The sequence below is a fragment of the Micromonospora sp. ATLC16 genome (genome assembly GCF_057196645.1).
Genome location: NZ_JBXUOW010000031.1, coordinates 16,412 through 29,577, shown reverse-complemented (window position 1 = coordinate 29,577; position 13,166 = coordinate 16,412). Strand labels below are relative to the sequence as shown.

Genomic DNA, 13,166 nt, shown 5'->3' with positions numbered 1-13,166 from the left:
GCCGGGAAGACCAGCCCGCCGACGGTGAGCACGCGCCGAGGACCCGCGCCCAACCCGGCACCCCCGTCCACTCTCGACGGTCGATACCCGTGCGGTGGTGCCGGCAATCTCCGCTCGGAGGTCGGAGGTTCCCGAAACCGGCGGGCCGGTGCCCGCCGACGACCAGTCGGTCGTGTCACACGAGGTCGCGCACGTCCCAGAGCCAGACGTCGTCGACGCGCTGCGGGTCGCCGAGCAGCGCGGTCAGCAGTTCCCGCAGCACCGGCTCGCGGGGATGCGCGCCGAGCACCACCACCGACGCCCGCCAGAAGCGCAGATCCTCCACCGCCTGCCGGCGGTTCTCGTCGCTGATCTCGGGCAGCTCACCGGCGTCCATCGTCTGGTAGATGAGGGTGCTGGTGGGCCGGTTCGGTGCGCCGAAGACGCCCTCGCCGTCCTGGTTGGGGCCGATGAAGTAGCCGGCCGGGATCGGGAACTCGTGCCCGGTCAACGCGCTCCACCGCAGTGTGGACAGGCCGTGCACGTTGCTCGGGATGGGCACCGGCACCAGCGTGCGACCGTCCGGCACGTACGGCCGCCAGGCGCCGGAGGTGATGAAGGCCGGCGGCGGTTCGACCGGCTCGGCCGGTAGCGGCCGGGGCAGCAGCGGCAGGACAGCGAGGATGATCGCGGCGTACCCGACGACGTGCTGCCAGCGGGGACGCCGCCGGGTGGGGGCCACCCCCTCCGGAGCGCGCGGAACCGGCACCAGCGGCCGGTGGCTGCCGGCCACCGCGTCCCAGGCCAGCGCCAGCAGTACGCCGAGCGCGGCGGTGGTCACCAGGGTCAGCCGGGTCGGCATCATCATCTCGACAAGCGGCAGATCCTCCGGAATGTACGACCACGGGCCGGCGATGCCGGTCAGTTCGCCGTCGAACCGGATCTCCGGGCCGAGTCCGGCGACCGAGAAGAGCACCACCAGCACTGCCAGGATCCGGGCCACCAGCGAGCGGCGCACCAGCAGGGCCAGCGCCGCCACCGACAGCAGCACCAGCGGCCAGCCGAACCAGGTGTTCTGTTCCGTCATCCCGATGGTCGCCTCCACCGCCTCGTCACCGGCGATGGTGTCGCGGGGGAAGGTGACGAAGGCGGCGACGTCCTCGCCCCAACTGTGGAACACCCCGCCCTGAAGCCCCCGGTAGGACTGCGCACCGTTGAACTGGAACCAGACCGGGTAGGCGGTCAACAGCAGCGCCACCGCACCGCCGAGGCCGAGCCCGGCCGCGAACGTGCCGGCCCGTGCCCACGCCACGAGCGGACGCATCGCCGCGTACGCGATCACGACGACCAGGCAGGCCAGCGCCGTGAGCAGCAGCATCTCCTCGTTGACGAAGATCTGGTACGCCACCAGCAGTCCCAGCACCAGCCCGTTGCGCCGCCACCGGCCCGGCTCGACCAACCGGAACACCCGCACCACGATCAGCGGCAGCAGGAAGTTGGAGACGAAGTTGGGCTGGCCGTTGGCGTGGTGCACGATGCCGGGAGCGAAACCGAGGAACGCGCCGCCGACGAAGGCCGCCGCCCGGGAGCGCACCAGATGCCGCGACAGCATCCAGTACGACGTGCCCGCGGTCGCGGCCAACGCCCCACCCAGGTAGAGCGCGTACATCACCTGCGGGCCGAGCAGCATGGTCAGTGGGGCCAGCGGCAGGGTCACCCCGAGCAGCGACGTGTTGGCCATCATGTTCACCCCGTCCGGGGCGTTCTGCCGGGCGGTGAAGAGGGGATTCTCCAGGTGCTGCACCGAGTACGCACCGTGCGCGAAGAGCCACTCGAACCAGCTGTGGTCGGTGGGCAGGTGTGAGGAGACCCGGTTGTTCACGTCCACCCAGTAGTTCAGACAGACGACGACGCCGAGCAGCACGTAGGCTCCGATGGCCAGCACGTCGGCGCGGGTCGGCCGCCGCCGGGGACGGATTGTCGTTGATCGCGTCTCGACGGTCTCGGAGACGGGGTTCAGCGAGGGATTCACCACCGGCACGGCCACGACGGGCCATCGTACAGGCGGAACCCCGCCCGCCCGCCGCGCGTCTGGTGTGTGTCAGGGGAGGACAGGCGTGACGTTGATCGACCTCGGTGAGCTGACCGAGCCGACCGATCCGCCGCCAGCACAGCGCCGCCGCCCCGGGCCGGGTGGCCGCAAGGTGGCGGTCGTGGTGGTGGCTCTTGTCGCGCTGCTGACGCTGGCTGGCGGCGCACCGCCGGCCCGGCGGATCCACGCGATCGTGCCCGCCGCCCTGAACAGCGATCTGTTCATCGCCGCCGATCAGATCTTCACTGTCATCCCGATACCCGGGGTCACCGACGGTAGCCAGGAACTGCTCGCCTACCCACGGCCCGACCGTCCCACCGTCGCACCGCAGCGGTTGACGCCGCTGTGGCGCGTACCCGTGCCGTCGGGCAACCGGGTCTACCGGGTGCAGCCGGTCGCCGACGCCGGGCTGCTGGTCGTCATGGCTCGGCAGGACACCGGCGCCAGCCAGACCGTGCGATTGGACGCGCGCACCGGCGCGGAGCGTTGGCGGGTGCCCGGTATCGTCATCCTGGAGATGCCCGACCGGGCGCTGTTGCGCACGTTCAGCGACAGCGAGCCGAACGTACTACGGATGATCGATCTAGCGGCCGCCGACGAACTGTGGTCCATCACCTTGTCGGCGGCCAGTGTCGACCACTGGCAGCGGGAAGACGGAGCGCTCGACTCCATCGTGGTGGCCACGATCGACGGCGAGGTTCAGGTGATCGACCCGATGACCGGAATCGTGCGGCACCGCCGACCCCCGCCCGCCGACCATTCGAGCAGCTACCAGCAGGCGTGGGTGGCCGGCGATCTGGTGACGGTGGTGCGCAACTCCAACACCGTCACCGCGCTCACCGCGGACGGACTGCTCCAGCGCTGGCAGGTGACCTTGCCGACGGCGACCTACGTCGCCGGCTGCGGGCCACTGCTCTGCGCCGGGTTGGCCGGCGGCGGATTGCAGGTCCTCGACCCGGCCTCCGGGGCGGTGCGTTGGAGCAGCGACGACGATCTCGCCATCGTGCTGGTCGACGACGGTAACGCCCTGGCGGTGGCCAGCAACGGCAGCGAGATGCTCACCCTCGACCTGGACACCGGTGCGACGGTGACCGAGCACGGGTCGTGGAACATGGTCGCCCGCTACGAGTACGCCCCGCAGGTGCTCGCGGTGCGCCCGGTGGCCGGGGTGGGACTGATGCTGGCCCGGCTCGACCCGACGGGCGCACCGGCCCGCCGGATCGATCTGCTGCGCGAAGCCGGCGGTGACTGCCAGAGCCGGTACGACCTCGTCGCCTGCCGCCGATCCGACAGCGGCTACGGCATCTGGCAACTGCCCGACTGACAGTCCCGTCACGGTCGGCTTGGCCGGCGGCGTTACGTTGTCGGTGGTCGGTGGTCGGTGGTCGGTGGTCGGTGGTCGGGGGGCGGAAAGGGGCGGGCATGCGGGTACTGGTGGTCGAGGACGAGCGCAACCTCGCCGACGCGATAGCGCGGGGGCTACGCAAACGGGGCATGGCGGTGGACGTCGCGTACGACGGCGACAGCGGCCACGAGATGGCCTTCGTGACCCGGTACGACGTGGTGGTGCTCGACCGTGACCTGCCCGGCCGGCACGGCGATCAGATCTGCGCGGAGCTGGCCGCGTCCGGCGAACTGACCCGGGTGCTGATGTTGACCGCCAGCGGCACGGTCGCCGACCGGGTCGAGGGCCTGCAACTCGGTGCCGACGACTACCTGCCCAAGCCGTTCGCCTTCGACGAACTGGTCGCCCGGGTGCAGGCGCTGGGCCGACGGGCCACTCCGGCGGCCCCGCCGGTGCTGGAAATCGCCGATCTGGTGGTCGACCCGGCCCGCCGTACCACCACCCGGGGCGGAGTGCCGGTGGAGCTGACCAACAAGGAATTCGGCGTCCTCTGCGAGCTGCTCAAGGCCCAGGGTGCGGTGGTCTCCAGCGAGGAACTGCTCGAACGCGTCTGGGACGCCAACACCGACCCCTTCACCACGATCGTCCGGGTCACCGTGATGACGCTGCGCCGCAAGCTTGGTGATCCACCGTTGATCGAGACCGTGGTCGGTGCTGGCTACCGGACGGCCGAGGTGGTGGTGTGACGGGCACCGAGCGCCGCCGGCTACCCGTGCCGCGACGACCCTCCCTGCGGCTGCGCCCCACCCTGCGGCTGCGGCTGACCCTGCTCAACGGCGTGCTGCTGGTCGGTGCCGGCGCGATCCTGGTGTTGCTGGCCTGGCTGCTGGTGCGCGACGCGCTGCGTCCCACCGACGAGCTGCTGCCCGGCACCACGGTGGTGCTCGCCGACGGGAGCATCCTGGAGGCCGCCGCGTGGCAGCAGCGGCTCGTCGACTCGGCCTCCGGGGAGCTGCTGGCCAAGGGGCTGGCCGCGCTGCTGGCGATCGGCATCGTCGGCGTGGTCGGGGCGTACGCGGTCGCCGGGCGCGCGTTGCGTCCGCTGCACCAGGTCACCGCCACCGCGCGCCGGCTCGGCGAGACCACGCTGGACCAGCGGATCGGCTACTCCGGGGCGAACGACGAGGTGGCCGAGTTGGCCGACACGTTCGACGCCATGCTGGACCGCATCGCCGCCGCCTTCGAGGCGCAGAAACGGTTCGTCGCCAACGCCTCGCACGAGTTGCGTACGCCGCTGGCGGTGATGCGTACCGAGATCGACGTGACGCTCAGCGACGACGAGGCGGACGCGGCCGAGTACCGCCGAATGGCGACAGTGGTCCGCGACGCCTCCGAACGCGCCAACGGGCTTGTCGACGCGTTGCTGGTGCTGGCGCGTAGCGAGGCGCAGGCCGGCCAGCGGCTCGGCCGGCGCAGCGAGTTCGACCTGGCCGCCGGCACCGTCAACGCGCTCTCCGCCGTACGTCGGGAGGTGGAGCGGATCAAGCTGGCGGTCCAGACGTCGCTGGAGCCGGCGCCGGTGGTGGGTGATCCCGGGCTGCTGGACCGGCTGGCCGGCAACCTGATCGAGAACGCGGTCCGCTACAACCACCTGCACGGCCGGCTCTGGGTGCGTACCGGCTCGGACGGGCAACGATCGTGGCTGGTGGTCGGCAACACCGGCTTCGAGGTCGACCCGGCCGACGTGCCGGGGTTGTTCGAGCCCTTCCGGCGGGGCGGCCGGGAGCGGACCGGGGCGCGCGGATCGGGCCTCGGCCTGTCCATCGTGCGGGCGGTCTGCGGCGCGCACCGCGGGACGGTGACCGCCGTCGCGCAGCCCGGCGGCGGCCTGGAGGTGACCGTCACCCTGCCGGCTGCCGAAGCCGCCCGGTGAGGCGCGGCGAGTACCGCCCAAGGCCCAGCAGGGGCAGGGTAGACTAACGTGCTAGCTAACCCGGGAGGTGGGCATGTCGGCCGACGCTGTGCACTACAACATGCATGACGCCAAGACCCATCTGTCGCGCATCATCGAGCGGGTGGAACGCGGCGAGGAGGTCATCATCGACCGGGCGGGCACGCCGGTGGCGAAAGTCGTGCCGTTGGTGCGGCGGGTCAACCGCACCGCGATCGGCTCCCTCGCGGGGCAGGTGGATCTGTCGGGTGACTGGGACTCGCCCCACACCAACGCGGCGATCGCCACCGATTTCGGTATCGGCGCATGAGCTTGCTGCTCGACACCCACGTCGCACTGTGGGCCATCGTTGGTGATGACACTCTTGACGCGGAGTTCCTTGAGCGGCTTCGCCACGACCCGGACATCTTCCTGTCTCCGGTCAGCCTGTGGGAGATCACCATCAAGCAGGCGGCCGGTAAACTCGCCGGACCGCCCGATCTCGCCGAGCGGGTACGGGACATGGGCTTTCGTGAACTGGCGGTGACCCACGGGCACGCGATTCTCGCCGGCCGTCTCCCACTGCATCACCGCGACCCCTTCGATCGGATGTTGGTGGCGCAAGCGACCGCCGAAGGCTTGACGCTGGCCTCCCGTGACATGTCGATAGCGATGTACGACGTCGATCTCCTCAAGGTGTGACAGGGACGTCGTTGGAGCCCGCTCCGGTGGTCGGTGACACGGGGGTCACCGAGCAGGCGTCAGCCGTCGAGGCTGTCGGCGGATAGCCGCAGCACCAACACGTCCATCGGCGTGCCCCACGGCAACATCGACCTCGCGACCTGCACCCACCCGGCCCGCTCGTACATCCCTCGGGCGGGCGACTCCGGGTTGGCTGCCAGGGTCGCGACCGGCTCTCGCCGCCCGTCGAGCAGGCGTCGCATCAGCTCGGCACCGACGCCCCGGCGGCGGAACCGTGGATGGACGATCCATTCCATGACCGCGAGCTTGTCGGCGGCGTGGATGTCGGTGGGCGGATTCCGGTCGGCGTTGCGCCACCACGCCCCGGCCGGCATCGTCCATCCGTACGCGGCTCCGGCCAACGCATCATCCTGGTGGGCGGTGTGCAGGGTGAAGCCCTTGCGTTTGGCCTGCTCGGGCAGACCGTCGCGGAAACCGGCCACCTCGTCCGGTCCCTCTTCGTAGGGTGGCTCGGCGTACACCAGCCCGTACAGGTGAGCCAGGACGTCCACCAGGGCAGGGGTGAGGCTGGTGTGCCGGGCGTAGGCGATGGCCATGGCCGGCAGCCTATGCGCCGACGCGGGCGGTCAACTCCCCGTACGCGGACCGCCGCCGCTCACCTGCCGGAACGGCGTCCGCCACCTGCCTGGCCACGGTCAGCAGCAGTTCGTTGCGGTGCTCGGCCGGCAAACCATCGAGCAGGTCGGCGGCCAACCGCAGCCCGTCGGGGATGTCACCGTTCCTAACCAAGCATGCGGCCTTGTGTAGTTGCACCTGGGCGCGGAGTCGCGCCTGCGACTGCGGATACAACGCGAGTGCCCGGGTCTGTGCTCGCTCCGCCTCCACGACGCGACCGGCGTGCGTGTACACCCACGAGGCCGTGTGATGCAGCCTGTGCTCGGGCCACCCCCAGAGTGATCCAACATCGTTGATCACCGAAGTGGGCAGCTGTTCCGCGAGGCGCGACAGTTGCTCGACGGTGGCGATCGCCTCCGCATGCCGTCCAGCAAGCGACAGCGCCTGCGCCCGTCCGGCCAGCAGACCGCATGTCGCCGCCGACGCCCGTTCAGGTAGTAGCGGCATCGCTCGGTCCGACAGCTCCACCACCTTGTCGGGATCACGGCCGTCGTAGCAGCCGTTCACTACATCCCACGCCCACCCTGCGACAACCGAGTCCCGGTCGCCGGATTCCTCGGCGAGTCTGCGCGATGACCGCCACCACCTGCTGGCCGCCCAACCCTGCCCCGAGGCGACTATCCCGAACGCGACGACCAGCGATAACTTCGACGCGGCCCGCAGCAGCCCTGCTCGCTCGGGCCCATTGGTCACCGCGAGCTGATGTTGTAGAACGGTCAGGTCGGCGGTGAGCTGGCGTTCCAGCAGGTCGGCGGGGAGCCGGTAGTAGTCGTAGCCGTAGCCAGCGACGATCTGGTCCCATTCGTGGGTGTGCCCTGCGACGGTGGTGAAACCGTGCCGGAGGGCTTCCAAATTGACCATCGGGGCGACAGTCGGCGCGGCGGCCAGGGCACCCATTGCGAGGAACCTGCGCCGGTGCATGTCGGCCTCGCCTACCTGCTGCTGCCAAAGCTGTACGAGTGCGCTGCCCAGACCGAGCGCGTCGTCGCACGCCTGCGCCAGCTTCCGGGACGGGTTCCGGGCACCCCGCTCCACCTGGGACAGATACGAGTAGTCGATGTGGGTCGCCGCTCCCAGCCCGCGCAACGACAAGCCAGCCGGTGCCGTTTCAGGGTCGCCCCGAAATCCTCCATCGGCACCTCCACCCCGTTGGCCGTGCTGTGGGCCCACTGCTCACACCTTTCCGTACACGCAGGGTAGTCGGCAACCTACGTTCAGGTCCGCGCCGACTGGCCGGAACCGAAGGGGATGAACGCGCTACCGGTCGCTGACGTCGTGGTCGAGGCGGGTAGCTGCGGAAGTCCTCGGGCTGCGGTGACCAGCCAGCCGTACCAGGCTTCCCCCGTCTGTGACGGTGGCGAACGGTCGCCGCAGCCTCCCGACGACAGGTGGGGGGTGCGGTTATGCCGACCGACCTTGAGGTGCCACCCGGTCAGGTTCTGCTGCTGCTGGCCGGCGAGTGGTATCCGGAGCCGGATAAGGCCGCCGGGCGCGACGTCCTCGTGTCGGTGGTCGCGGTGAGCCGGCAGGTCGCCGGCGGGCTGGTCCTGGCGCACGCGCACGCCTGCGACCACCGGCATCCCGACTGCGGACGCCATCACTGCTGGGAGGCCTACGTCCTCGTGGCGGCCGTCAGGGCGTGCCTGGCCGGCGCACGATGACCAGCGGCGAACCTGGTGACAAGCGGCGGTTGGCGGACGCGTCGCATCCGGACCGACACCGCCTTGGTCGCCCTTCCTGGGACTGCGCGGGGTGCGGCGACGCGTGGCCCTGCGGCACGGTACGTGGCCATCTGCTGTGCGCGTACGGCCCGGCCACCGACGAGCTGCGCTTCCGGTGTGTCTGCCCGGAGCCCGAATGTCTGCGCAGGCAGGGACGCAGTCCGTCCGCCGGTCCGGCGGCAACGCCCAGACCGCTACGAGGCCGGCGACGGTGACGCGACTCAGCGATGTCACAGCCGTGGCCCGGCCGGTGTCTTCATGTCATGGCGGTCCACCAACCTGTCGGACCGGCTACCGACGCAGGAGGAGACATGCAGTCCTCGACCCGCATCCCCCCGGCCGAGATCACCGGCGTCAAGGGAGCGTTGATCAAGCGGATGATCGAGAAGAAGCTGGGCAAGGTGCCGACAGCGGTGGGCGTCTACTGGCACAACCCCAAGGTGCTGTTCGGCAGCTTCGGCCTCGGCGGCAAGCTGCAGAAGTGGAACGCCTGCGACGAGAGCTTGAAGTCGTTCGCCCACATGGCGGTCGCGTCGCTCGTCGGCTGCACGTGGTGCCTGGACTTAAACTACTTCGAGGCCCGCAACAAGGGACTCGACGTGGAGAAGGCACGCGAGATCCCGCGGTGGCGCGAGGTGGACGTGTTTACTCCGCTGGAGCGGGACGTCCTGGAGTACGCCGAGGCGATGAGCCAGACGCCACCGACAGTGACCGACGAGCTGGTGCACCGGCTGCATGCCGAGCTGGGAGCTGCCGCGGTGGTGGAGCTCACCTCGGTGATCGCATTCGCCAACATGACCACGCGGGGCAACGTGGCGCTCGGTATCGAGTCCGACGGCTTCGCCTCCGCGTGCGGCTTGAAGCCGCTGGCCGAGCGACCGGGAGTAGCGTCCGCGTCATGAGCGAAGACCCCTTCGTGGCCCACCGCAGCCTGCTGTTCACTGTCGCCTACGAGATGCTCGGCTCGGTCTCCGACGCCGAGGACGTGGTGCAGGAGACCTGGCTGCGGTGGGCAGCCCTGGCCGACGCCGAGCGCGGCCAGGTGCGGGGGCCTCGGGCGTACCTCGTGCGGATCGTGACCCGGCTCTGCCTCAACCGGATGCGCACGCTCGCGCGCCAGCGTGAGGATTACGTGGGCGAGTGGCTGCCCGAGCCCGTGCTGACCAGGCCGGACGTCGCCGAGGACATCGAGCTTGCGGAGAACGTCTCGATCGCCATGCTTGCGGTGCTGGAGACGCTGCTACCGACGGAGCGGGTGGTCTTCGTGCTCCGCGAGGTCTTCGACGTGCCGTACGACGAGATCGCCGTGGCGCTGGACAAGTCGCCGTCGGCGGTGCGACAGATTGCGACGCGGGCGCGCAAGCACGTGGCGGCGCGTCGGCCCCGGATGACGGTGAGCCGCAGCGAGCAGGAGCAGGTGGTCGAGCGGTTCCTCGCCGCCCTGACCACCGGCGACGTGCCCGGACTGCTCAAGGTGCTGGCTCCCGACGTGCTCGTCGTGGGCGACGGGGGCGGTCTGGCTCCGGCGATCCCGAAGCCGGTCCGTGGTGCCGCCAAGATCGCCCCGGTGCTGGCCCGCTTCGCCGAGGTCGCGCACGACGCCAGGGCTTTCGTCGTCGACCTCAACGGCGGCATCGCGGCCCGCATCGACCCCGGCGGCGAGAACGACACGGCCGTGTCGTTCGTCATCGAGGACGGCCGGATCACTCGGATCTATGCGATCCGCAACCCGCACAAGCTCGAACGGTTGGGCGAGGTAGCCGAGCTTCGACGGTGAGTGGGCACGGGGTTGCGCGGCAGATGTGGCTGGTGCGACGATCACCGGGTCAGCCCGATCAAGGAGAGGGGGTGCGTCGATGTTCACGATGATGCTGTCCGCGCCCCGCTCTGCCGGCTGATCGCTCATCCTCGCGGGGCACCTGTAGCGGGATCGCTGTCCCGTAACTCAGCGGACCAGTCACGCCAGTTCTGACTGCCCCGACGTCCGTGCCCGTAAGTCCGCCTCCGATCCGCCAAGCCGGGTTGCGCCTCTCGCAGGCTCGGCGATTCGGCGGCCGGTAGCCGACAGGGCCGCGGCGTCGGTGGCGAACACCACGAGGGACGACATGAGCGCAGGAGGTCGAGCGGCTGCTCGGCATCGGAGCCCGGCACGTCGCCGACCACATCAGCCCGACCGGTGCCGGTTGGGTGGTGCTCGCCGACCCGGAGGACAACGAGTTCTGCGTACTGCGTAGTGCCGCCGAGAAGGCGGCGGCCCGGCAGGCGGCGGAAGGCTCTGTGACGGACGGCTGAGCGAAGCGACGCCGGGACATCGGAGCGGCGGGGTGCCGCCGCTCCGATGTCAGTCCTGCGTACCGATCAGCGGCCGATGCCGTCCAAGGCGACGACGTCCTCGGCGGACAGTGAGAGCCCCGCGCCGACGATGTTCTCCCGCAGGTGCGCCACCTTGGACGTACCGGGGATCAGCAGGATGTTCGGTGCGCGTTGCACCAGCCAGGCGAGGGCGACGGACATCGGGGTCGAGCCCAGCCGGGCGGCTACCGCCGAGAGCGCCTCGGACTGCACCGGCGAGAAGCCGCCGAGCGGGAAGAACGGCACGTAGGCGATGTCGTCAGCGGCGAGCTGCTCGACGAGGTCGTCGTCGTGGCGGTGGGCGAGGTTGTACATGTTCTGCACGCACACCACCGGGGCGACCGCCCGCGCCTCGACGACCTGTTCGGCGGTGACGTTGCTGACCCCGAGGTGACGGATCAGGCCCTGCTGCTGGAGCGCGGCGAGGGTCTCGAACGCCTCGGTGATCGAGCCGGGCTGGGTGCCTTCGGCGTCACCCATGCGCATGTTGACCAGATCGAGGGTGTCGACCCCGAGGGAGCGCAGGTTGTCGTGGACCTGCCGGCGCAGGTCCTCGGGACGGCGGGCCGTCGGCCAGCCGCCCTGTGCGTCGCGGTTCGCCCCCACCTTGGTGGCGATGAGCAACGACTCGGGGTAGGGGTGCAGTGCTTCGCGGATCAGCTCGTTGGTGACGTGCGGCCCGTAGGCGTCGCTCGTGTCGATGTGGGTGATGCCCCGGTCGACAGCTTCGCGCAACACGGCCAGTGCCCCGTCGCGGTCGGCGGGCGGCCCCATCACCCAGGGGCCGGCGAGTTGCATGACGCCGTACCCGAACCGGGTGACGGTCCGATCCCCGAGCATCCAGGTGCCGCCGGGAAGGGAAGGAGTAGGGGTGCTCATGGTGGGACCCTCTTCGCTGCGGAGACGGTGGCTTTTTTCGCTTGCCTGCCCAGTGTTGGAGAGCAACTTCCCAACGGGAAGTAGGCACTCTAAAGTGCGTAACCATCCAGCAGTGAGAGGGGCGCTCGGTGGCGACGACGAAAGCGGCTCAACGGCAGACGCAGGCCAGGGAGGGATACAACGCGTTCCTCGCGGTCTGCCCCAGCCGCCAGCTGCTCGACCGGATCTCGAACAAGTGGGTCGTGCTGATCCTGTGCGCGTTGGGCGGTGACGCGGCTCCGCAGGGTCCGGGAGCGCCGAGAGCGATGCGCTACTCCGAGCTTGCCCGCCTGCTGGCCGGCGTCAGTCAGAAGATGCTCACCCAGACCCTGCGTTCGCTGGAGCGTGACGGCCTGCTCACCCGTACCGTGACGCCGACCGTCCCGGTCACCGTCACCTACGAGCTGACCGACCTCGGTCTCTCGCTCCACCGCACGACACGCGAGATCAGGTACTGGGCTCAGGCACACATGGGCGAGATCCTCGCCCACCGCGACGACTACGACGCAGCCACCTCATGACGCGCTCGTGCCCGCCGCCCTGTGGCCGGCCGTGATCAATCGCGCTGCTGGATCTGGCCGCGGATGGTGACGAACTCCGCCTGGGCGTCGGCGCGGGACGAGAAGAACATCACGATCAGGCCCACGCTGCCCCGGTCGGCCCAGGTGCACACGCCCAGCGGCACCCCCTCGGTCTCGCCGTCGCCGCAGCGGGCCTCCCCGCCGAGCGGACCCGCGTCGATCGAGGTCATGTTGCGGAGCGCGATGCCGGCGGTGAGGCTCCGGACCGCCGCGTCGAGTTCCTGCTTCGGGTCGGACATCAGGCCGGACGCACCCGCGATCATGACGAGGTTCTCGCCGGCCGGGCTGCCGTAGAACGCGGCTACCGCACTTGTCTCATTGTTCACCGTGGACCGGATCTCGCTGAGCATCTCGTCGGCCGCCTGCTGCAACTCCGGCTCGGTGAGTTTGGGGCGGCCGGCCAGCGTGGCCGGGGCGACCATCCGGGTCCGGGTAGCGTCCACGGCCTCGCTGATGTCGTCCTTGACCGCGAACCAGATGGCGGTGCCGCCACCGGCGCAGAGCACCAGCAGGACCGCGAGGACGATCAGCACGATCATCCAGACCTGGAACTTCTTCTTCGGCGTACCGGCCGGCCCGGGGCCGGGGAGGCCAGGACCGGGAAATCCCTGACCGGCCTGCCCCGGGCCGGCAAGCGCAGGACCGGGGAGCCCCGGACCGGCGGGGTACGGCTGGCCGGGCGGTGGGTGGGTGCCGGGTGCCGGATATCCGCCGGGCTGCGGCGGGACCGGCTGGGTGCCGGCCGGCGGGTACGGGACCGGACCTGGCTGGGGGTACGCACCCGGGGGCGGATACCCGACCGGGGGCGGATACGGACCGGCGGCCGGCGGGTTCTGGTGCTCGTCCGAGGGGTGGGACATGCGGTCAGCTC

At 70.4% G+C, this 13,166-nt stretch carries 14 protein-coding genes and 1 pseudogene; 10 read left to right on the top strand and 5 right to left on the bottom strand.

The window, feature by feature from the left end:
- Nucleotides 1-175 precede the first annotated feature (175 nt).
- Nucleotides 176-2,020 carry a hypothetical protein gene (locus tag AC2CHE_RS15220; RefSeq protein ID WP_484505573.1) on the bottom strand — a complete coding sequence of 615 codons (1,845 nt, stop codon included), beginning with the start codon at nt 2,018-2,020 and terminating at the stop codon, nt 176-178.
- A 76-nt stretch (nt 2,021-2,096) separates the two neighbouring features.
- On the opposite strand from AC2CHE_RS15220, the gene AC2CHE_RS15215 reads away from it, so the two are divergent.
- From AC2CHE_RS15215 to AC2CHE_RS15195, 5 genes are all read left to right on the top strand, one after another.
- Nucleotides 2,097-3,395: an outer membrane protein assembly factor BamB family protein gene (locus AC2CHE_RS15215; protein ID WP_484505545.1), complete on the top strand. Its 1,299-nt coding sequence runs from the start codon at nt 2,097-2,099 to the stop codon at nt 3,393-3,395.
- Nucleotides 3,396-3,493: 98 nt separating this feature from the next.
- Nucleotides 3,494-4,162, top strand: a complete 669-nt coding sequence (locus AC2CHE_RS15210) for a response regulator transcription factor (RefSeq protein ID WP_484505544.1) — start codon at nt 3,494-3,496, stop codon at nt 4,160-4,162.
- The gene (locus AC2CHE_RS15205) at nt 4,159-5,349 is read left to right on the top strand and encodes a sensor histidine kinase (protein WP_484505543.1); all 1,191 of its coding nucleotides are present in this window, start codon (nt 4,159-4,161) and stop codon (nt 5,347-5,349) included. Before AC2CHE_RS15210 ends, AC2CHE_RS15205 begins: the two co-directional genes overlap by 4 nt.
- 73 nt (nt 5,350-5,422) lie before the next feature.
- A complete protein-coding gene (locus AC2CHE_RS15200; protein WP_484505542.1) occupies nt 5,423-5,677 on the top strand; it encodes a type II toxin-antitoxin system Phd/YefM family antitoxin in 255 nt (84 codons plus the stop codon).
- Nucleotides 5,674-6,048 (top strand): type II toxin-antitoxin system VapC family toxin, encoded by a 375-nt coding sequence (locus tag AC2CHE_RS15195; RefSeq protein ID WP_484505541.1) that lies wholly within the window; start codon nt 5,674-5,676, stop codon nt 6,046-6,048. Before AC2CHE_RS15200 ends, AC2CHE_RS15195 begins: the two co-directional genes overlap by 4 nt.
- A 59-nt stretch (nt 6,049-6,107) precedes the next feature.
- On the opposite strand, the gene AC2CHE_RS15190 is transcribed toward AC2CHE_RS15195, so the two are convergent.
- Nucleotides 6,108-6,644, bottom strand: coding sequence for a GNAT family N-acetyltransferase (locus tag AC2CHE_RS15190; RefSeq protein ID WP_484505540.1), 537 nt, complete (start codon nt 6,642-6,644; stop codon nt 6,108-6,110).
- A 10-nt stretch (nt 6,645-6,654) separates the two neighbouring features.
- Nucleotides 6,655-7,809 carry a helix-turn-helix domain-containing protein gene (locus tag AC2CHE_RS15185; RefSeq protein WP_484505539.1) on the bottom strand — a complete coding sequence of 385 codons (1,155 nt, stop codon included), beginning with the start codon at nt 7,807-7,809 and terminating at the stop codon, nt 6,655-6,657.
- Between the two features lie 317 nt (nt 7,810-8,126).
- On the opposite strand from AC2CHE_RS15185, the gene AC2CHE_RS15180 reads away from it, so the two are divergent.
- The 4 genes and pseudogenes from AC2CHE_RS15180 to AC2CHE_RS15165 all read left to right on the top strand — a co-directional run.
- The gene (locus AC2CHE_RS15180; protein WP_484505538.1) at nt 8,127-8,384 is read left to right on the top strand and encodes a hypothetical protein; all 258 of its coding nucleotides are present in this window, start codon (nt 8,127-8,129) and stop codon (nt 8,382-8,384) included.
- Nucleotides 8,385-8,755: 371 nt separating this feature from the next.
- Nucleotides 8,756-9,346, top strand: coding sequence for a carboxymuconolactone decarboxylase family protein (locus AC2CHE_RS15175; RefSeq protein ID WP_484505537.1), 591 nt, complete (start codon nt 8,756-8,758; stop codon nt 9,344-9,346).
- A complete protein-coding gene (locus AC2CHE_RS15170) occupies nt 9,343-10,221 on the top strand; it encodes an RNA polymerase sigma-70 factor (RefSeq protein ID WP_484505536.1) in 879 nt (292 codons plus the stop codon). The genes AC2CHE_RS15175 and AC2CHE_RS15170 overlap by 4 nt, the downstream gene beginning before the upstream one ends.
- A gap of 332 nt (nt 10,222-10,553) precedes the next feature.
- Nucleotides 10,554-10,736, top strand: a pseudogene (locus AC2CHE_RS15165) (VOC family protein); the annotation flags it as partial.
- 66 nt (nt 10,737-10,802) lie between these two features.
- On the opposite strand, the gene AC2CHE_RS15160 reads toward AC2CHE_RS15165, so the two are convergent.
- On the bottom strand, nt 10,803-11,675 hold the full coding sequence (locus AC2CHE_RS15160) for an aldo/keto reductase family oxidoreductase (RefSeq protein WP_484505535.1): 873 nt from the start codon (nt 11,673-11,675) through the stop codon (nt 10,803-10,805).
- 128 nt (nt 11,676-11,803) lie between these two features.
- Between AC2CHE_RS15160 and AC2CHE_RS15155 the strand changes: the two genes are divergently transcribed.
- A complete protein-coding gene (locus AC2CHE_RS15155) occupies nt 11,804-12,235 on the top strand; it encodes a winged helix-turn-helix transcriptional regulator (protein WP_484505534.1) in 432 nt (143 codons plus the stop codon).
- 35 nt (nt 12,236-12,270) lie between these two features.
- On the opposite strand, the gene AC2CHE_RS15150 is transcribed toward AC2CHE_RS15155, so the two are convergent.
- Nucleotides 12,271-13,155 carry a hypothetical protein gene (locus tag AC2CHE_RS15150; protein ID WP_484505533.1) on the bottom strand — a complete coding sequence of 295 codons (885 nt, stop codon included), beginning with the start codon at nt 13,153-13,155 and terminating at the stop codon, nt 12,271-12,273.
- Nucleotides 13,156-13,166: the final 11 nt, after the last annotated feature.

Bases quoted from the DNA above. Each gene is read 5' to 3' on its own strand.
- AC2CHE_RS15170 (WP_484505536.1), top strand. From the start codon at position 9,343: ATGAGCGAAGACCCCTTCGTGGCCCACCGCAGCCTGCTGTTCACTGTC.
- AC2CHE_RS15160 (WP_484505535.1), bottom strand. From the start codon at position 11,675: ATGAGCACCCCTACTCCTTCCCTTCCCGGCGGCACCTGGATGCTCGGG.
- AC2CHE_RS15175 (WP_484505537.1), top strand. From the start codon at position 8,756: ATGCAGTCCTCGACCCGCATCCCCCCGGCCGAGATCACCGGCGTCAAG.
- AC2CHE_RS15180 (WP_484505538.1), top strand. From the start codon at position 8,127: ATGCCGACCGACCTTGAGGTGCCACCCGGTCAGGTTCTGCTGCTGCTG.
- AC2CHE_RS15210 (WP_484505544.1), top strand. From the start codon at position 3,494: ATGCGGGTACTGGTGGTCGAGGACGAGCGCAACCTCGCCGACGCGATA.
- AC2CHE_RS15190 (WP_484505540.1), bottom strand. From the start codon at position 6,644: ATGGCCATCGCCTACGCCCGGCACACCAGCCTCACCCCTGCCCTGGTG.
- AC2CHE_RS15150 (WP_484505533.1), bottom strand. From the start codon at position 13,155: ATGTCCCACCCCTCGGACGAGCACCAGAACCCGCCGGCCGCCGGTCCG.
- AC2CHE_RS15200 (WP_484505542.1), top strand. From the start codon at position 5,423: ATGTCGGCCGACGCTGTGCACTACAACATGCATGACGCCAAGACCCAT.
- AC2CHE_RS15195 (WP_484505541.1), top strand. From the start codon at position 5,674: ATGAGCTTGCTGCTCGACACCCACGTCGCACTGTGGGCCATCGTTGGT.